This window comes from Thiomicrorhabdus heinhorstiae, assembly GCF_013391765.2.
Classification (GTDB): domain Bacteria; phylum Pseudomonadota; class Gammaproteobacteria; order Thiomicrospirales; family Thiomicrospiraceae; genus Thiomicrorhabdus; species Thiomicrorhabdus heinhorstiae.
On record NZ_JACBGI020000006.1, the window covers coordinates 17,457 to 37,161 of the forward strand.

A 19,705-nucleotide genomic window follows, 5' to 3' on the forward strand; every position below is an offset into this window, starting at 1 on the left:
AGCTGCCTGTGCGGCAGTGAACCCAGACGGCAGCCTGCAGAATAGAATATCGTCCTTCTAAGCTGCCTGTGCGGCAGTGAACAACGGAATCCCTAAAGCAATTCTTACTTACGACTTCTAAGCTGCCTGTGCGGCAGTGAACTACTGGCTGCCTGGGTCTGCGTCGATTGGTACCTTCTAAGCTGCCTGTGCGGCAGTGAACTGGTCCAGTTCCTTAACGAATGCTGCATAACTCTTCTAAGCTGCCTGTGCGGCAGTGAACATCGCCCAGGGCCTTAGCGCTGGCGATCCGCACTTCTAAGCTGCCTGTGCGGCAGTGAACGCCGCCAATACCCCCTGCGGGTCTTTTTCTGGCTTCTAAGCTGCCTGTGCGGCAGTGAACGATAATGTCTCTAAAAAAGAGACTATGTATAACTTCTAAGCTGCCTGTGCGGCAGTGAACAGTGGGACGGCGGCGGCTTTCTGATTTACAACCTTCTAAGCTGCCTGTGCGGCAGTGAACTGAATTTTAAGACATAAAAAAACAGTTACAACAATAAGTTAGTGAAATTCGGATTAAAAAACCATCTATTCCTTCTAACGTTGTAACTGTTTGATTTTATTAAATTTAATTTTTAACTGAAAATTATTGGTTAAAACCAAGGTATTGTGGCTGTTTTACTTAAGCCAAAGTGATCAAACACACCATCAACTGGCTGACCTTGCAAATCCCCTATTGCAATATAGCGTCTGTGTTTATGGCCGTTGGAAGCACTTTCCAATTCTATGTAAGCTTCAGATAAACCTTGTGAATACATTTTTATTCTGTATTGTTTTGCTTCTTGTTCAGTAATTGAACCCCTTTTGGTTAGACGTTTCAACTTTGCATTGGTCATATTTTGCTGTTTTCTTGAAACAGTTCGATACTCCACAACATCAGGAATTTTCTGAATATCTGTTATAGCGCAATATCCAGAAAGACCACCTAGCCAATTTGCCGCATTAAGTTCCTGAAGTCTATTTTCAGAACCATGCAGCCGTATTTTATTGCCTAACAGCGTCTTATAATTCGGAAAACTAATACCAATATCGTTCGCGTTCATTTCAAATAAAGCTTTGTGGAATTTAGTAACAACTTTGTTTAGTAAAACATTGATACGAAACTCCGCATCAGGTTTTAATTGAATGTCAATGTAATAATCCATTTAGACCACTCCCTTATACTCTGATACTGGTGACATAAGCCAAGCCTTTTTTGCCTAAATAAAAGCTTGATACACCTGCATTATCGATCAAACTACTAAGTTCTTTAGCCGCCTCTTTAGAAATATCAAGAGTGATAATTAACTTTCCACGAGCCTTTTGAAGCATTGATGTTCTATTCCCCTCGCCCTTAATTCCTCTCTCTTTCATGATATACGGATTGCCCCAGACTTTTTTCATCACACCCGTAGTTGTAAATGATGACAAAAAACCCTTTGGAGTTAATCCATTGAAAGATATTCCAGATATCGCCCCTCTTGGAGTTGTGGCGGAACTCATATCAAATTGGTTTGTAAGCTTAGTGACTTGAAGATACAAAGCTGTACAGTAAAGAGATTCCCACTTAACTTTTCCGTTTTTGCCTATAGCATTAGATTTATCAAACTGAACTTTTAAAGACTCCGCTACTTCTATAGCTTGCTCTTCTAATTCAGGGACTTTGTATGCCTTTATATCTTGAAAAGCATTTAAAATTGCAAATGGTGTTAATTCAATTTTTTCATCTACGTGCTTTTTACCATTAAAAAAATCAAGTAACTCAGCAGGAGAAAGCTTGAGAACTCCCCATAGTTGTTGACTATAATCAGATTTCAACCTTGGATCATTCAACTTTAACGATCCCGTAAATGAATTTTGATCAAAGTTCCCTGACATATTTCTTAAATAGACAGTTTCATTCCAGTAATCAGCTTGATCTTCCCAAGAGGTTTTATCTTCTATTTCAAAGAAATAAAAGTTATCTGATGCTCTAGCCTGATAAAGCTTGCGCTGATCACCAATTAGACGGCTCAAGATACCTAAAACCGTATCAATCGTGATCTCTCTTTTAAGAAAATTTTTGCTGTCTTCTAATGCTCTACCTGAACCAATATACTTGCGCCCCTCTTTCGGCAATGGTTCATTATTTGAACCGTCCAAAAAAGAGTTACGCCAAGAAGATTCATATTCAATGATGATTTCCATTTGAAGCCTCTTTATTTAGCATCAAAATAGACTGCAAACTCAGTGTCTGGCTCCAGCGAGCATTCGCTTTCATCTCGCTTAATGCGCATCATTTTATTGCTATCGTTGTAGTCCACTTCGACTGAATCTACATACATGTAAGATTTCGCCTGACGAATCACTAGATTTTGAATCTTCTCAATCATGTGCTCGATCAAAACTTTTTGAGCCGCTTCATTTAATAGAATGCCTTGTTCACCCTCTTCAAAAATAGTTCCTCGGCGAACATAATTAGGGTGAAATATTGCTTTAACATTGTCGTCACCGCCAATCTCTTTTAAAAAGTCTTCAATCTGTTGTGCTACTTCTTCTCCTTGACCGTCACTAATATCCATTGAGCTACGATCAAATTTACGGTCGAGAGAAATAAACTGTAATTGCTCAATACTAATTGATCCATAAGAAAGGTACTCAGTATCGCCAAAGGTTGTTTTTGAGAAGAATGAGGAGCTATCTCGCTCACCTGCTTGACCAAATTGTTCAAAATTTCCATTACCCAATTGATCAACAAAATCTTCTAGCAATAATGGACTTGTTCTTTTTGACTGGCTTGATGGCACAACATAACCTCGCAACAACCCTGTCTCTGAAGCAAGAACTCTGGCAAGGTTTTTATTTGACGCATAGTGCAGATCAAAAGCCTGTTCACGGAATAAATGGTGACGAATGCAGTTTTGACTGATATATAAAGGGGTTTTAGTAAAATCAATATCTTGCGGTTCTTTGCGGTATTTGTAACCTGTATCTTTTACCTTGCCAGATAGATTGGTATAACCTCGAAGTTTGGGCATGGTGTGATTATCGACAGTTTTTCCATCCTCGCCTGTTAGATTTGTTGGTCCATTCCAGTTCACAACCCCATGACCTTTGGCAATAACCTTAAAATCAACACTTTTAATTCCAGTAACTTTTTCCATGATTTACTCTTCCTCTGTATTTTCTAATTTGTGAATGGCAATCGCGCCAATCGGTTGTTTAATGCCTTGTGCATAGTAAATTGCGGCAGCATGCGCCGTTTCGTTGCATAAAGCCAAATCTTGTTCGGTATAACTTAAAAATATTGGAGTTGAAGCATCAGTCGCTTCATTTTTTAACAAATAGGCTTTGTAGCGTTTAGCGTATTTTTCTCCTTTAAATTTTTGAATCTGATGATGTTTTTTGTACATGAAATTGATTAGGTTATTTTCTCCACTCTCGTCATAACCTTGAATTTCATCAATCGACATAGTGAATTGATTGCCTTCGATCTCTGTGTTACAAGTGTATTCGTCGGTAACATGCCATTCCCCATTTTCATCAAACTGAACCTCTGCCATTTGCACAAAACGACTGTCTCCACGCAAAGAAGAAGCTTTAATTTTGATGGCATCTTTTTTGACTGGTTTTGATTTAAAAGCAATCGGATCATGAAGCTTGTGATTCAATTGAACAGCACTCTTCTGTAATAACTTGTGCAATTCATCTGTCAGCTGTTCAGATTTTTCCTTGTAAAACGCTCGGTACTGTTGATACAACCAACTCAGCTTTATTGAATCCATCTCTTGCAATTTGTCATCAAGCCAGAGAAACCACTGATAAGCAGATTGAAATTCAAATTGCTTATTAAGAAAGTTACCGACATTATTTTTTTGTTTGCCGTATTCTTTAATGGCATTCGGCAGATAAGTCACATACACATTCTTCTCTGTACTCTGTCCAAATCGATCAAGCCTCCCCAATCGTTGCAACCAGTTTTCTGGGCTAGTGATTTCTGTATGCATTTCATCGCAGGTAATATTTAGAGAGGCTTGCACGATTGGGCCTGAACGCAGAATATCGAATTCTCTAGTGCCCTCTTTTTTAAAAGCGTTGTATACCTGTTCGAAAATTTCACGCTTATCTTTCTTGGTATAGCGTCCATGAAACAAAATGGCATTTTCTTCGGTTTGATGGCGGATAAAGCCTAATTGAGCTGCCTTAGCCGTATTGGAGATAACAAAGGTATTTGGTGGATATGTCTGACTTACGAGAGGTGAATCTTGAGTGGTTTCATCGTAGCCTTTAAATTGAATCTGATAGTCTGATTGATTAAATGTTTCAACACTGACAATATCATCTTTGTGAGTTTCCAAAACTTCCGTTACAAATAAAGGGTTAATGGTTGCCGAAACAAGCAGACAATTTGCTTGATGTTCTCGTAACGATTTTGCTTTCACCAACTCGGCGAATAGTAAATTCAGCGCGGGAATTTTGATTAATTCATGGAACTCATCAAACACAACATGAGAGTTTAAAAACTCGATCAAACCAGTGACTTGGCGATGAGTCGTGATGGTATTCATGACTTGATCAATGGTGGTTATCACTATTTGACCACCAAACTGTTCGCTATCTGGCGTTTCGTTTTCTTGTCCGTTGCTCCAAGTTTTTTTAAACTCCCCCGTCAGCAGTTCTATTTTAGTTTCTGGCAAATATTGATCGCTTTTGAGTTCATCATAAATACCTAAACAAACCTGAACACGTGGACACACCCAAATCAGTTTTTGAACATTTTTCTTAGCCGCCCATTCCAGTGCAATCTTGGTTTTACCACACCCAGCCGGGCCTTCTAATACGACAACACTTTCGACCTCTGTGAGTTGATCTGCCGCGATGGTTTGTTGTTCATTACGCTTCGCATTATCAGGTTTATTAAAACGATCTATACATCCTTCAATATCACCTTGTAAATGGCTGGATTGATCCAATATTTTTTCGACAACTGAGTTCAGGTTTTGCTCAGAAATTAATTCTGCCAATTCATCAGCATCTAAAGCCGAAATGGCACGATCAGCGGAAATAACTGCTGTGCGAATAATGTCTTTCTTTGCGTTTTCAGTAATATCTTTAGTAAAGTTTTCAAGCGCATTGTGCTTATCGGAGTAAAGCTTATATTCAGGCATCACCTGCTTTAAAATAGCGTCCACATCTTCAAAATCAATTGAATTCAGTTCTGAATCTTGCAAGGTTTCAAACGATTGATAAAGCTCTTTCATTAAGGATTTTGCAGTTAACGTTAACTGTTGACTGCTTGCCTCAGCTCCTAAACTTCCTGAGAGTTGCGACCAAATTTCAATCTGGTAGTTAAAATCACTTTTACGAATAGGCTTAGCGTGATGCCAATAAATCACGTGCTCAATTAAAGGTTTTAAGTTCCTAGCTTGGCCATCAGTAAGCAAGTTAAATAGAGCAAGAGAAATTTCATTATGGCGTGGGTGTTTTTCAAAACTAAATGTTCCTTTATCAATGTGAACCCCGTCTTCATCAATGGGTAATTGAGTCTTTCTCTTTAACTCTTTATTCAGCCATTCTTGGAATTTAGGATCAAGCTTACCAATGTCATGCCATAGACCGGCAATCAAGGCCACCTTCCGTAAATTAGGTACATCTGGATAAAGTTGATTAACCAGTGCTTGCGCCACCCAACCCACTGCATACAGATGATCTTTGAGCAGTTGTCCTTTGGTATTGGCGTAAATCGGGTTAATTGATTCGTCATATCTCACAAGAATATCCTTCGTGGTGTAGTTCACAGGCACATGTCCCTGCTCATTAAATTTTTGTTTACTGCCGACAATCCATTGCAAATCGATTCTGCTGCGACTTCGTAACCAATGACAGCTCACAGCAGTATTTTTAGTTGCCGTTTTTCTTAAGAGTCTTTTAACAGCTTCCAATCCATCTATTGTGATCACCGTTTGCCAAGTGTTATCACCGATGCGGTTCGCAAAACTGTCTAATACTCGCCGAGTTCTTGGCAAAGCTTTTTTCTCACATTGAGAAACAAACATCACCATCATGATGATGGTGCCTCTAATGCGGCTTTTTTGACGGTGTTAAACATAAAATCTAAAGACTTATGTTGAGTAAATTTAAGTAGACATTGCTGTCTAAAAGACTGTTCAGATTCCTTATCTTTAGCGGAAATAAATGCCCAAGGAAGAATTACGGCATCTTTGACTAAATCTGCGACATCAAAAACTAAAGCGCCTCGTCTTGTTTTGCCATGCATCACTGCAAATCCAAAAGGAATACCCAGTACCCAAAGTGTCGTCGCGCCTAGACCATAAGCGAGATAATTCCCATGATTCAAAAATGAATTTGCTTGATCACCGTCATATTGGCGGGTAAAACCGAGTAAACCTGTTTGTTTAGCGGAATATTTGTATAAGGCTTTCGTAAATTGTGCCTCCGCTCTCAATAACCAATTGACCGTTTCTGATACCAGTATTTCACTTCTAAAGGTTTCGAGTTCCAATCTTAAGTCTGCAAGATCAAATGCTTCGGCTTTTAAGTCTTTATCTTGCGTCCAAACTTTTTCAAAATATTCAATTCGTGCCATTTGAAACTGCTTGGCAACGTCCAGTCTATGTTCATCTTCAAACCAGAATCTCATCCAGCCTTGTAAATATTCGGTAGGCCTATATTCACTTTGTGGAGATAACCATTCGATATCCGTTGCTGCCAGAAGAGGTGTTGCACCACCTCCTGAAAAACCAATCATGACCCCCGCAGAGGAAAGCATTCTAACTGCTGGCTGAGTAATGGATGTGCCAGTCCCAAGTAACAAGGCTGTCGTATTTGCAATAGGTATATTCCAAAACCGTTGATCTTCATCCCGCTCAGCAAGATACAAAACACGTCCATCTTTTTGCATAACGCGGCACTTTTCTAGGTAATAAATATTGGCTCGCTTTGAATGAAGAATTGCTTTTAGATCAGTAAGAGCTTCCATACACACCTATCTCGGAACAATTAATTTCTTTACGCAAATATAACAAACCACCATCCAATTTTCGTATTAAAAATTTTCTATTTGAGAAAAGCGCCATGCCTGAGTTACACTCATAAACAGGTTTTAACAAGAGCGATAAAAAATCGTGAAATTCCTACGGGTATTCTTTTTGGCTTTGCTGTCTTTCAGCGTTTTACTCCGGCCGGTATTGGCGGAGGAATTCAACCTGCCTGTTTCACATGGAACCTCTCAGCTTGAAACCGTTAAAACCGGCAATGCTCCTGCCGTGCCGCACATGGATTGTTGCGAACACATGCAAAGCATGCAATCCGAACAGACGATGCCTTGCCATCATCATGTGCATCTTCCAAATCAACCTTGTCCCGAATGCGGCGACCACTGCGATTGCCACGGCGACCTGCATTTTTCTTTCTCCGCAACCACGGTTGGAACCTCCATTCTGCAAACCGCTTTGGTTGAACAGGACGGCACTCTTTCCGAAACCTCTCCTACTGCTGCCGGTATCCAGACCCTGCTCGAACGCCCTCCCCGTCTGATTTAAACCTTTATCGATCCATTTACTACGGAACTCTACCCGCTTGCCGATTCGTTGTTCGAAAGCGAGCTCGACTGTTATTCGTTAAAGAAGGTTTACATCCATGAAACGCCGACTTTTCTTAGGCTTATGCCTAACCCCTTTTCTGTCCCCGCTGGCTCGGGCAGAAGAGAAAAACGCCACCATTTACAAATACGTCTGCCCGATGCATCCGCAGATCATCCGCTCGCACGAAGGCACCTGCCCGATTTGCGGCATGGATTTAGTGAAACAGGCATTCGAACAGCAAAGCAATCAACTGCAGATTTCGTCACATCAGACGATGAACAGCAAGATGAAACAGGGCTTTGCGATCCGGACAACTCTGGTACAGAAAACCACCCTTTGGAAATACATTCCCACCTTCGGAAAAGTGGTGGCCGACGAAAGCAAGGTGATTCACATTCACCCCCGCGCCGCCGGATGGATCGACCATTTGAGCGTGCGCAATAATGGCGAGTTGGTCAAACGCGGCCAGTTGCTCTACAAAATCTACGCGCCGGAAATCGTTTCCGCCCAGCAGGACTTCCTCCTGGCAGTACAAAAATCGAAACTGCGTCCCAACCGATCCGACGCAGTGGTCGAAGCGATGCGTTCGCGGTTGCAATTCCTCGGTATCAGTTCAGGCACCATTAAATCTTTGGAAAAACGCCAGCGCCCTTATAACGAAATCCCGATCTATGCCGAGCAGAGTGGTATCGTCACCAATCTGATCGTACAGAACGGCATGTATGTCGAACCGAAAACCGAACTGATGAGTTTGCAGGATCTTTCGTCCGTATGGATCGAAGCGCAGGTTCTACCCTTACAACAGGCCTGGCTGGCGGAAGGTTTAAGCGCCAATATCACCTCCACGGCTTATCCCGATCGCCGCTGGGAAGGGGATATCAGTTACATCTACCCGGTTGCCGATGCCAAAACCCAGGCAACCTCGGTGCGCATTCCACTGCTTAACGACGATGGCGTTCTCAAACCGAATATGCTGGTCGATGTGGAAATCTTCGGTGGGCCGAAACAGAACGCTTTGGCGATTCCGCTGGAAGCGGTGATCGATAACGGCCAGCAGAAGCGGGTGGTAAAAAGCCTCGGCGACGGGAAATTCGATGTGGTGGAGATCAATACCGGCATGGAAACCAGCGGCATTGTCGAAGTGCTTTCCGGTTTGCAAACCGGTGACGAAATCGTGGTTTCCGGACAGTTCCTGATCGATTCGGAGAGCCAGATTCAAGCGAATCTGCGCCGCCTGTTGCAAAACGACGCGTCCGACGCGCAATAGGAGACCGGCATGTTGAATCGTTTGATCGAACTTTCGATCCGCAACCGGATTCTGGTATTGCTGATCAGCCTTGCCATTGCTCTCTGGGGCTGGCAGTCCCTGCAAAAAACGCCGTTGGATGCGATTCCCGATCTGTCGGACGTACAGGTCATCGTCAAAACCACCTATCAGGGGCAAACACCGCAGGTGGTCGAGGATCAGATCACCTATCCGATCTCCAGCCTGATGATGTCGGTACCGAAAGCCAAGGCGGTACGCGGCTATTCATTTTTCGGCGACTCTTACGTCTATATTCTGTTCGAAGACGGCACCGACCCTTACTGGGCGCGTTCGCGGGTATTGGAATACCTGTCGCAAGTCAAAAGCAGTCTGCCGCAAGGTGTACAACCCAATCTCGGGCCGGATGCTTCCGGCGTCGGCTGGGTGTACGAATACGCGCTGATTGACCGAACCGGTCAGCAGGATCTGGCACAACTGCGAACCCTTCAGGACTGGTTCCTCAAATACGAGCTGCAATCGGTTCCCGGCGTCTCCGAAGTCGCCTCCATCGGCGGCATGGTGCGTCAATACCAGGTCGAAATCGACCCGAATAAGCTACGTGCCTACGGCCTGACTTTGGCGCGCATTCAAAGTGCCATTCGCAACAGCAGCACCGAAATCGGTGCTTCGGTGATCGAACAGGGCGAAGCGGAATATATGGTGGCTTTTAAAGGTTACGCCAATGATCTCGACGCCCTGCGCAAGCTGCCGTTAGGCCTCAGTTCCAAGGACGATATTCCGATTCTGCTCGGCGACATTGCCAAAATCCAGTTCGGCCCTCAGCCGCGCCGCGGCATAGCGGAATTGGACGGCGACGGCGAAGTGGTCGGCGGCATCGTCGTTATGCGTTCAGGAGAAAACGCTCTGAAGGTGATCGAAAAGGTCAAAAGCAAACTCGAAGAACTGAAAAAAGGCCTGCCTGCCGGAGTCGAGCTGGTGGAAACCTATGACCGTTCCGGGCTGATTCAGCGCTCGGTCGACACTCTCAGCGAAAAACTGCTCGAAGAGATGATCGTTGTCGCACTGGTTTCATTGCTGTTTCTATTCCACCTGCGTTCCGCTCTGGTAGCGATTATCTCGTTACCGCTGGGTATTCTCGGCGCTTTTATCATTATGGAATGGTTCGGTATCAGCGCCAATATTATGAGTCTGGCAGGGATCGCCATTGCCATCGGAACCATGGTCGATGCGGCAATCGTGATGATCGAAAACACCCATAAACACATGGAAGCCTTTGAACACCAGCATCAACGGTTGCCGGAAGTCGGCGAACACTGGCAATTGGTATTGAAAGCCTCCAAAGAGGTCGGCGGCGCATTATTTTTGTCGCTACTGATTATCGCCATGAGCTTTGTGCCGGTGTTTGCCTTGCAGGAACAGGCCGGGCGTCTGTTTACTCCGTTGGCATTAACCAAAACCTTGTCGATGGCGGTGGCCGCCGGTCTGGCGATTACTCTGGTACCGGTTCTGTTGGGCTATTTTGTGCGCGGAAAACTGCCGAGCGAATCAAAAAACCCGCTCAACCGCGCCCTGATCGCCTTATATCATCCAGTGATGAAATTCCTGCTCAACTGGCCGAAAACCGTTATCCTCTTGGCGGTGGTCACCATGACGAGCATTGTCTATCCGTGGCAGCAGCTCGGCTCGGAATTTATGCCGGAACTCGAAGAAGGCGATCTGCTGTATATGCCGACCACCTTGCCGGGACTGTCGATCGGTAACGCCCAGGCACTGTTGCAACAGACCGACCGCCTGATCAAGCAGTTCCCGGAAGTCAAAAGCGTCTTCGGTAAGATCGGCCGCGCCGATACCGCTACCGATCCGGCGCCTTTGACCATGATCGAAACCACCATCCAGCTGAAAGACAAGTCCGACTGGCGTCCCGGCATGACGCTGAAAAAACTGATTCGGGAGCTGGACACCACCGTCAAATTGCCCGGCGTGACCAATGCCTGGGTACAACCGATCAAAACCCGCATCGATATGCTCTCCACCGGGATTAAAACCCCAATCGGCATCAAGATTGCCGGCGACGACCTGCAACAGATCGAATCCATCGGCAAACAGCTGGAAGCTGCGCTGGCCAAAGTGCCTGGCACCTTATCGGCCTATTCGGATCGCGCCGAAGGCGGACGCTATATCGAAATCCTGCCGAAACACAATCAGCTGGCACTCTACGAGCTGCCAATCGGTGAACTGGCAGACATTATCTCCACCGCAGTCGGCGGCAAAAATCTGCAGATTACTCTGGAAGGTCGCGAACGCTACGCCATGAATCTGCGCTACCCGCAGAGTTGGCGCGATTCGGTGCAGCAACTGCGCGAATTGCCGATTGTCACGGCATCCGGTCGCCAGTTGCAACTCGGCCAGGTCGCCGACGTCAAAATCAAAATGGGCCCGCCGATGATTAAATCGGAAAACGCCCGTCTCAACGGCTGGACCTTTGTCGACCTGCAACCGGGGATCGATCTGGTCGGCTATATCAAACAAGCCCAACAGGTCGTGACCGAACAGCTGACGCTGCCGCCCGGTTACAGCCTGACCTGGAGCGGGCAGTATGAATATCTGCTGAAAGCCCAGCAAAGCCTGCAACAGATCGTGCCTTTCGCTCTGCTGATTATCTTTCTGTTGCTGTACTTCATCTTCAAGGATGCCGTCGAGTCATTGATGATTATGCTGGTGGTGCCCTTCGCCCTGCTTGGCTCGGTGTGGTTTTTATGGTGGCTCGGTTTCCATTATTCGGTCGCAGTCGCGGTCGGGATGATCGCTCTGGCCGGGGTTGCCGCCGAATTCGGCGTGGTCATGCTGCTATACCTGAAACAGGCAATTCAGCAGGCGATCGACGAAGATCGCCTCAATACACCTCAGCAACTGCGCGAAGCCATTCTGCAGGGCGCGGTGCAGCGAGTACGCCCGAAAGCCATGACCGTCAGCGTTATCGTCATCGGCCTGCTGCCGATCATGTTCGGTTCCGGCACTGGTTCGGACGTGATGCAACGCATTGCCGCGCCGATGATCGGCGGCATGATTTCCGCCCCGCTGGTTTCGATGATCCTGTTACCGATTCTCACCTATCTGCTCATGCTGAGACGCATGAAAACCGGCCGTTTGCACCACGCCGAAACAGAATAAGGAGATTAAAATGTTTACCAAACACGCACTGTTCAAATCTATTTTTCCTAAACCGGTTTTACTGCACGTCAGTCTGATGCTGGCAGGGCTGTTATACGCTTTCGGCGTTTCGGCACAACCGCTCAAATTGCAGCAGCTATTCGATATCGCCACACAAAACAATCCGGAATTGTCGTATCTGCAGGCAAATCAGGACCTCTCTCTGGCGAAATACCAAGAGAGCGAAGCCCTGCTTAAACCACAGGTGCGCCTGATCAGCGAATTCAGCTACGCTTGGATGGAGATGAATAACTTTCCGCGCTTTGCCAATCAGGTCGCCGTCAGCTATCCGCTGTACGATCCGATGCTGCAGGACAGCAAGCTGATCGCGTCCACGCAATACGACATCGAGATCGATCTGCTCGAAGCCGGTCGTCAAAAAGCCTGGCTACAGGTTTCCCAGCAGTACTTCAATTACTGGAAACAGCAAGCCGCTTTACACTATCTTGAGCAGGAAAAAGACTATCTCTACGAGCTGCTGTTTCAGGTAGAGAGTCGTCTCGAACTGGGCATGCAAGACCTTGACGATATGGCTAAAGTTCAAAGCCGTATCGACCGCAACCGCAGCCAGCGCATCGAAGCGCAAAAACGTCTCGCCTTGCTGAAAAACAATCTGCGTGAAGTGCTTGGTATCAACGACCGACCGGATATCGAAGTCGAAGCCTTGGCGAAACCGGCCATTCCGCAGCAGGCACCGCTGTTCGTAACCGACCTGCTTGAAGACAGTCTGAGCAAGCAACAACTCGATGGCCTGATACAAAGTCAGGATCAACAATGGCAGAGACTGGTTCTCGGCAACCCTCTGGTTGAGGCATTGCAAAAACAGTGGCAAGCGGCGCAACAGAAAATCCATCAGAAACAGCAGGTACTCACTCCCAAAGTCGAAGCCTTCGGTGCGCTGGTGTATAACGAATCTGACCGAAACTTCTATGACGATATGCGCGGCTTCCGCGGCGGTGTACGTATCAATGCACCACTGTATCTCGGCGGACAGGCTTCGGCCGAAGTAGCCCAGGCTCGTGCCGAAGCGGACAAGATCGCCGCTTTACAGCGCAAGCAGGAAAACGCTCTTATCACCATGGCAATGAATGCCTGGCTGGAATTGCAGAGCGCCTACGAGAATTATGACGTCCAGCAACAAGCTCTGAAAACCGCGCGCTGTACATTGGAAGCGATTGAACAGGCGCTGATCAGCGGCAGCAGCGACATCATCGAACTGCTTGAAGCGCAGAAAGCGGTTTATCAGGCGCAAAGCGCCCTGCCGGATACCGAAGCCGAAATCGGCCTGCAACGCATCAAATTTTACTGGGCGATCGGGCGCTTAAACCCAGGCATTACTTAATAAATCCCTCCTCATAAATGCTGTCCCGCTATCAAAGTTCAAGAATTTTGATAGCGATTTTTCTCCGGAAACTTCCCGCACAGTACCTTACGGTTGATCAGAAAAATCGATAGGTATTTAAAGCTTTGAAGTCACTATCTTAACAGCCTAGTCCGAGCAAAAACCGCTTATATAATCCCTTCTAATTTCTTCGCTTTTCTATATTTCTTGATACAGATCAATTTTTTGTATGGAAAGGCATTAACTTCTCTAAAGAAATCAAGCTTGCGTCCGAAACAGCAGTCATAGGGTTCAAATCTTAAATAAAGCTTAAGTTTTCAACTTCTACCAGTTTCTCTTAAAACCAAACCACTTTCTTGGAGGGCTCCATGAACCATTTATCTCGAACCCCTTTAACTCTGGCCCTGCTCACTGCCATGTCAATGACTCTGCCGCTTGGCGGGTGCAATAGCTCAAGTTCGGCAACCGTTGCAACCGGTACCTTTGTCGATGCAGCCGTCGATGGCCTGACGTACAGAGGCAATATTAACGGTAAAACCAAAAACGGCGGTCACTACGACTTTGAAGTAGGCACCAATGTCGCCTTTTACCTTGGCGAACATATTCGTCTAGGCGTATTGAAAGGCAGTACCGATGATGTATCCCCGCTTGATTTCTTTCCCGGCGCCACCGTCGATGATCCGCGTGTCGTCAATATTCTGATTTTACTCCAGTCTCTGGATGATGACGGTGACCGTACCAACGGCATCAATATCACCGCGGAATCGATCGCTATTTTGGAAGAAAAGCTCAGCGATGCCGGTATCAACATTAATACCTTGGATTTTTCGGCAATGACGGCCGAAGAAGCGGATGCAATCACTGATCAAATTCTGGCGATCCTAGCCGAAGTCATTGCCGCCACTCCGGCTGCAGACGAAGTTGTCACCGAACAGGAAGCCGTAAGCCACTTTACCGAAACCATGAGCGGCGATATTACCGTACATAAAAACATCTCTAGAACTCCGGAAGCGGGAAGCGGTGGACACAGCATCACCAGCATGATGTTGAAGACCGCGAAAACCAGTACTGCCGGCGAAGTTGACGAAGCAGTTCTAGTACGTCCATTATTGGTCAGCTATACCGATGTTGTCACCGGCGATTTCCAAATGGGTACCGGTAGTTCGGAAATTCCGGACATTGATCACGTTGCCGATACGTTTGTGGCTCTTTCTTTGGACAGCGGCGAAAGCTGGAAACAGATCAATATTTCCAATACGGCAGATAAAACTTCGATTCAGGTCGACTTTGATGGCGACGGCAGCACAGAAGCCTACTACGGCCACTCTTTTAAGCCAGTTATCAAAACCGAAGGCAATAAAGTATTGGTCGCCTGGAATGACAAATACTGCCCGAGCGGCAACCCTTCCGAACTGGATGATCCGGACACGCAGGATCTTTATCTGGTCAACGGTCCTCAAGGCACCATTAACTATGAAGGAATTGAAACCTACGGCGATGAAATCATACCGGCGCATGAAGTTCCTTTCAGCTGCGTATGGACTGCTCGTGGTGTACTGAACGAAGAAACCCACGATATCGACTGGCGTGCACCTATGCAACTGACTTCCGGACGCCGCGATTCCAATAAGCTCACCATCTCGTCAAGCGAAGAAGGTTTCGTTCTGGCGTGGCAGGAAGACCCGACAGGTCTTCGTCCGGGCGGCGGCGCCGGTCCTGGTGAGGGATGGAGTGGCGCTTCCACCAACCACCGTAGCGATATCTGGTACAGCTATCTACCGATAGATGAATTTGAAGCAACCGAAGCGGCTGAAGACGATACGGTTAAACCGAAATCGACCTATAACCTATCTTATCCGGTGCCTATCAGTGATAACGCCGTTTGTAAGCAGGAAAACGTCGATACCGGTACCAGCGCTCTATACTGCGCGCAAATCTGTACCGATAACGGCTATCTAGATGATCCGACCAGTAACGACGATGGTAAATGTTACACCAGCGAGCTGGATCCGATCCGTGCAATTTACGATCCGGAAAGCACCGAAAAACAATTGTTGAACGGTGATACCGGCGCTTCAAGACCGGTTCTTGGAATCTACGGTAGCAAAGTTATCCTGGGTTACGAAGAAACCAAAGGGGAAGCGGAAAGCCTGCCTGGCGTTCCTAACACCGAAACGCTCGACTCTATTCCGGTTGAGGCGCAAGGTAAGATCGCCTATGTGCATTCGTTCGACATGACGGCTCCGACTCCGATTTCGGCCGGAACCATCGTCAACCCTCTACGCGTTCCGGAAGAAGCAACCGAGGACAATCCGGACCGCAGTCCGGTATTGGAAAACGTCCGTCGTTTAACACTGATCAGTCAGGTAGACACCAGCGAAGTGACCGATCCGGCTAATCAGCATCTATGGGGTATTCTGTATAAATCCGGTATCGAAACCCAGGGTGCTTCTTCAGATATGTATCTGCGCCTGGCAAAAGGCGGCTACGATGTCAGCAACTTGAACGATGCAGCCGATTTGCAGGTGATGATGAATAATGCCGAATGGACTTCCAACAGCTGGAACCTGAGCTCTCACACTGCTGATGCAGACGAGACCGTGGTCGGAACCTGGGATTCAACCAATCTGGATGATTCAACCTGGGAGAACAACTGGGAAAATACTTTCTCGCCTCGCGGTTACCTGAGCGGCAGCACGATTGTGATCGGTTATGAATATACTCCATCATGGCGTGTTGCTTCGGTCGGTCACCTGCCTAATAACTTCAATATCATCCGTTCATTTGATAATGGAGCGACTTGGCAAGCACCGGTGAATGTATCCAATATCACCAATAATGTTATCTCCACTCTGGACCCTCGCTTGATCCCGACTTCGGAACCGATTCCTGGAGTTGAGCAGCGCGATCCAAACACCATTTTCGTCACCTACGGAACGATGGATATGGAAACCGGTATCGAGTTGGATCTGTTCGTCACTCGCAGTGCGGATGGCGGTGAAACCTGGGATAAAGTCCCTGCAACCGTCGACGGCTCACCAATCAATGAAGCCATTGTTCAGTCTGAAGCCGAAGAGAAAGAAGTACAAAACATTGCCTCTCCTGACGGTAAAACCCTGTACTCGATCTGGTTGCAAGAACTTGATCCTGAAGAAGCCTCTGAAAGCGCTCCTGATTACCTGTTGGGAAGCGATATCTGGGCGCAACGCAAAGATTACACAGACGAAAGCGCTTCTGAGTAATCGGTAGATTCCCGGCAGAACGACCTTCTTCCGGGAAAATACATGATCCAATTTACGCCAAAACCGGGGCCGTTAATCGATGATTAGCGGCCTTTTTGTTTTACAGCCTTCCAACTCCTTCCGACACCTCTTTCTCTCGACTTAATAAAAGAATTATCAGATAAACCAAACACTTATTAAAGATCAACTTCTCTCTTTGCTAAGAGGCAAAAAAGCTGAAAAACCGTGGCATTGATGCCTATAATGAAACTCTCCGAACAAAGCAAAAGAGTGACGCTATGACAGCTTTGGCAACATCGACTAAAGACGATCTGATCGGAACCATTACCGAGGTTCATGGTCCGGTCGTGGTCATTGCCTGCCGTCAGCTTCCGCCACTCAATCAGGCTCTTTTCGCCCATCACAACGGCGATAAATGGATCTTCGAAGTCCACCAGCATCTGGATAAAGAACATGTGCGAGCTGTGGCTCTGCAACAGACCCGCGGTCTCTATCGCGGCATGGACGTCTTCGACAGCGGTTCTCCGCTGCATGTTCCAGTCGGTCAAGACTGTTTAGGGCGCGTGCTCAACTTGTTCGGCGAACCGCTTGATGGCGGCAATCCCTTCAAGGCCGAATCTTTTCGCAATATTCACGAACCGCCGCCCAATCTTTCCGAATCCACCTATAGCAACGAAATCCTCACTACCGGAATCAAAGTTATCGATCTGCTGTGTCCTTTCGTCAAAGGTGGCAAAACCGGCCTGTTCGGCGGTGCCGGTGTCGGCAAGACGGTTCTAACGATGGAGTTCATGCACGCAGTCGCGTCCCTGCATAAGGGTGCATCGGTGTTTGCCGGCGTCGGTGAACGCATGCGCGAGGCGCAGGAGATGTGGAAAGAGATGGAACGCGCCGGAATTCTACCGCAATCACTGCTGGTATTCGGGCAGATGGACGAAGCGCCGGGAGTGCGTTTCCGCCTCGGCTTGTCGGCGCTGACCTATGCCGAATATCTGCGCGATACCTTGCAAAAAGAGGTACTGTTCGTAATGGACAATACTTTCCGTTTTGTGCAGGCCGGCAGCGAAGTTTCCAGTCTGCTGGGACGCATGCCGGCGACGGTCGGCTACCAGCCGACTCTGACCACCGAAGTTGCCGAACTGGAAGACCGGATCACCTCGACCCGCAACGGCAATATCACTTCGGTGCAGGCAATCTATGTGCCCGCCGACGATATGGGTGATCCGGCGGTAAACGCCATCCTCAGCCATCTGGACACTTCGGTCATCCTGTCACGTAAACAGGCGGCCAAAGGCATCTATCCGGCCGTCGACCCGCTCAAGTCGAGCAGCAAAGCGATGGACACCTACACTCTTGGGGAGCGCCATTACCGGGTGGCGGAAACGGTACGCGAGCATCTCGCCCGCTATCATGAACTGGAAGACATTATCGCCATGCTCGGCGTCGAAGAGCTTTCCGCCGAAGACCAACTGATCGTCGCTCGCGCACGCCGCCTGCAACGCTATTTGACCCAGCCATTCTGGGTTACCGGCACACAGAGCACCTTGAAAGGCGCTTCGGTTCCCTTGGAAAAAACGTTGGACGACTGTGAAGCCTTCCTACGCGGTGATTACGATGAGCTTCCTGAAGAACAGTGCTATATGCGCGGCAGCATGAGCGAACCGAAATGAGTTTTGAGCTGCGCATACAAGACACCTTACAAAGTGAACGCTTCGAAGGTGTGACTTCTTTTATCGGTGAAGATGCCAGCGGCAGCTTCGGCATTCTTGCCGGTCATGTGCGCTTTATGACTTCGTTGAAAATGGGTTTGTCGCGTTTCAAGGATCAAAACGGCATCTGGAACTACATTGCCGCAGCGAATGCCCTGCTGTATTTTCGCGATGACCGGCTTGAACTGACGACCCGGCACTTTGTTATTGACCGGGACTATCATCGTATCAGCCGGATTTTACAAGAACAGATTTCCGAACAGGCACAACTGTTGGCTCAACAGACCCAAAGCTTGCGCCGGATGGAGGAAGCTGTTTTAAAACGCTTGTGGCAGCTCAACCGCGAGGACAATCCGTGATGAACGACAAGACTGAACTCAAAAAAGAGGTCGAACACCAGATCGATAAGATGGAAGCGGCAAAGGAGGCCAAACCGACTCTGCTGGCACAAACCGTCTATCTCGGTACCATCGGTCTGTTGCTGGTCATTCCGATCGTCGGCGGAGCTTATCTTGGTCACTGGCTGGACGAACGCGTGCAGGGCATTTACTCTATCAGTTGGAGTATCAACCTGATTCTGATCGGTGTCGCCGTCGGCGCCCTGAACGTTTACCTGTTTATTAAACGGACTTAAGCATGCAAGATTCGGGACTGAGTATTCAGAGCATTTTCCAGATCGGACCTTTGGCGATTACCAATACGGTCGTCACGACCTGGGTGATCGTTCTCGGCTTGAGCCTGTTTGTCTATCTGTACCGCAGCCGTTTTGCCGGAACATCGGGTAAATTGCAAACCGCGGTTGAAGCGGTGATTATCGCCATGGAGGATGCCATTGCCGGTGTCGCCCCCGAACATGCTAAACGCCTGCTGCCGTTTATCGGCAGTTTATGGATTTTTCTGCTGGTCTCCAATCTGATCGGCCTGATTCCCGGTGCCCATTCGCCGACCCGAGACTTTTCCGCCACCGCAGCTCTGGCAGGGCTGGTATTCGTGTCGGTACACTGGTTCGGCATCCGGATTTCCGGACTGAAAGCTTATTTACGCCACTATCTGTCGCCCAATCCGCTGTTGCTGCCATTCCACCTCATCAGCGAAGTGAGCCGAACCATCGCGCTGGCCGTACGTCTGTTCGGTAATATGATGAGCCTGGAAATGACCGCTTTACTGATTCTGATGGTCGCCGGATTTCTCGCACCGATTCCGATTCTGGTACTGCATATTATCGAAGCCTTGGTGCAAGCCTATATTTTCGGCATGTTGGCATTGGTGTATATCGCCAGCGGCATTCAGGCGCAATCGCTTCATCAACCTCAACCAAAAACCACGGAGTAATC

At 47.5% G+C, this 19,705-nt stretch carries 14 protein-coding genes and 1 CRISPR repeat array (1 of these 15 running past the window's edge); of the genes, 9 read left to right on the top strand and 5 right to left on the bottom strand.

Annotated features, from left to right (window positions below; genetic code table 11):
- Positions 1-502: direct repeats of the CRISPR family, unit length 28 nt; unit sequence CTTCTAAGCTGCCTGTGCGGCAGTGAAC; it begins 3,185 nt to the left of the window's first position.
- Between the two features lie 130 nt (positions 503-632).
- Genes cas6f through cas1f form a run of 5 tightly spaced genes read right to left on the bottom strand, consistent with a single transcriptional unit; the run spans position 633 to position 6,997 of the window.
- On the bottom strand, positions 633-1,184 hold the full coding sequence (cas6f, locus tag H8792_RS05040; RefSeq protein ID WP_185977849.1) for a type I-F CRISPR-associated endoribonuclease Cas6/Csy4: 552 nt from the start codon (positions 1,182-1,184) through the stop codon (positions 633-635).
- A 13-nt stretch (positions 1,185-1,197) separates the two neighbouring features.
- Positions 1,198-2,205, bottom strand: a complete 1,008-nt coding sequence (cas5fv, locus tag H8792_RS05045) for a type I-Fv CRISPR-associated protein Cas5fv (protein ID WP_185977850.1) — start codon at positions 2,203-2,205, stop codon at positions 1,198-1,200.
- An 11-nt stretch (positions 2,206-2,216) separates the two neighbouring features.
- Entirely contained in the window at positions 2,217-3,161 is a 945-nt protein-coding gene (gene cas7fv, locus H8792_RS05050) for a type I-Fv CRISPR-associated protein Cas7fv (RefSeq protein ID WP_185977851.1), read from the bottom strand.
- A gap of 3 nt (positions 3,162-3,164) precedes the next feature.
- On the bottom strand, positions 3,165-6,062 hold the full coding sequence (cas3, locus tag H8792_RS05055) for a CRISPR-associated helicase Cas3' (RefSeq protein ID WP_185977852.1): 2,898 nt from the start codon (positions 6,060-6,062) through the stop codon (positions 3,165-3,167).
- Complete coding sequence (cas1f, locus tag H8792_RS05060; RefSeq protein WP_185977853.1) at positions 6,059-6,997, bottom strand: type I-F CRISPR-associated endonuclease Cas1f; 939 nt, start codon at positions 6,995-6,997, stop codon at positions 6,059-6,061. Before cas1f ends, cas3 begins: the two co-directional genes overlap by 4 nt.
- A 145-nt stretch (positions 6,998-7,142) precedes the next feature.
- Here cas1f and H8792_RS05065 point away from each other — a divergent pair, with 145 nt between their 5' ends.
- The 9 genes from H8792_RS05065 (at position 7,143) to H8792_RS05105 (ending at position 19,703) form a co-directional block, all read left to right on the top strand.
- Entirely contained in the window at positions 7,143-7,559 is a 417-nt protein-coding gene (locus H8792_RS05065; RefSeq protein WP_185977854.1) for a hypothetical protein, read from the top strand.
- Between the two features lie 97 nt (positions 7,560-7,656).
- Entirely contained in the window at positions 7,657-8,868 is a 1,212-nt protein-coding gene (locus H8792_RS05070; RefSeq protein ID WP_185977855.1) for an efflux RND transporter periplasmic adaptor subunit, read from the top strand.
- A 9-nt stretch (positions 8,869-8,877) separates the two neighbouring features.
- Positions 8,878-12,039: an efflux RND transporter permease subunit gene (locus tag H8792_RS05075; protein WP_185977856.1), complete on the top strand. Its 3,162-nt coding sequence runs from the start codon at positions 8,878-8,880 to the stop codon at positions 12,037-12,039.
- A gap of 10 nt (positions 12,040-12,049) precedes the next feature.
- Complete coding sequence (locus tag H8792_RS05080) at positions 12,050-13,420, top strand: TolC family protein (protein ID WP_185977857.1); 1,371 nt, start codon at positions 12,050-12,052, stop codon at positions 13,418-13,420.
- 368 nt (positions 13,421-13,788) lie between these two features.
- On the top strand, positions 13,789-16,662 hold the full coding sequence (locus tag H8792_RS05085) for a sialidase family protein (protein WP_185977858.1): 2,874 nt from the start codon (positions 13,789-13,791) through the stop codon (positions 16,660-16,662).
- Positions 16,663-16,940: 278 nt separating this feature from the next.
- The gene (atpD, locus tag H8792_RS05090) at positions 16,941-18,332 is read left to right on the top strand and encodes a F0F1 ATP synthase subunit beta (RefSeq protein ID WP_185977859.1); all 1,392 of its coding nucleotides are present in this window, start codon (positions 16,941-16,943) and stop codon (positions 18,330-18,332) included.
- Complete coding sequence (locus tag H8792_RS05095) at positions 18,329-18,730, top strand: F0F1 ATP synthase subunit epsilon (RefSeq protein ID WP_185977860.1); 402 nt, start codon at positions 18,329-18,331, stop codon at positions 18,728-18,730. Before atpD ends, H8792_RS05095 begins: the two co-directional genes overlap by 4 nt.
- Positions 18,730-19,005 (top strand): AtpZ/AtpI family protein, encoded by a 276-nt coding sequence (locus tag H8792_RS05100; protein ID WP_185977861.1) that lies wholly within the window; start codon positions 18,730-18,732, stop codon positions 19,003-19,005. The genes H8792_RS05095 and H8792_RS05100 overlap by 1 nt, the downstream gene beginning before the upstream one ends.
- Before the next feature lie 2 nt (positions 19,006-19,007).
- Complete coding sequence (locus tag H8792_RS05105) at positions 19,008-19,703, top strand: F0F1 ATP synthase subunit A (protein WP_185977862.1); 696 nt, start codon at positions 19,008-19,010, stop codon at positions 19,701-19,703.
- Positions 19,704-19,705 lie beyond the last annotated feature (2 nt).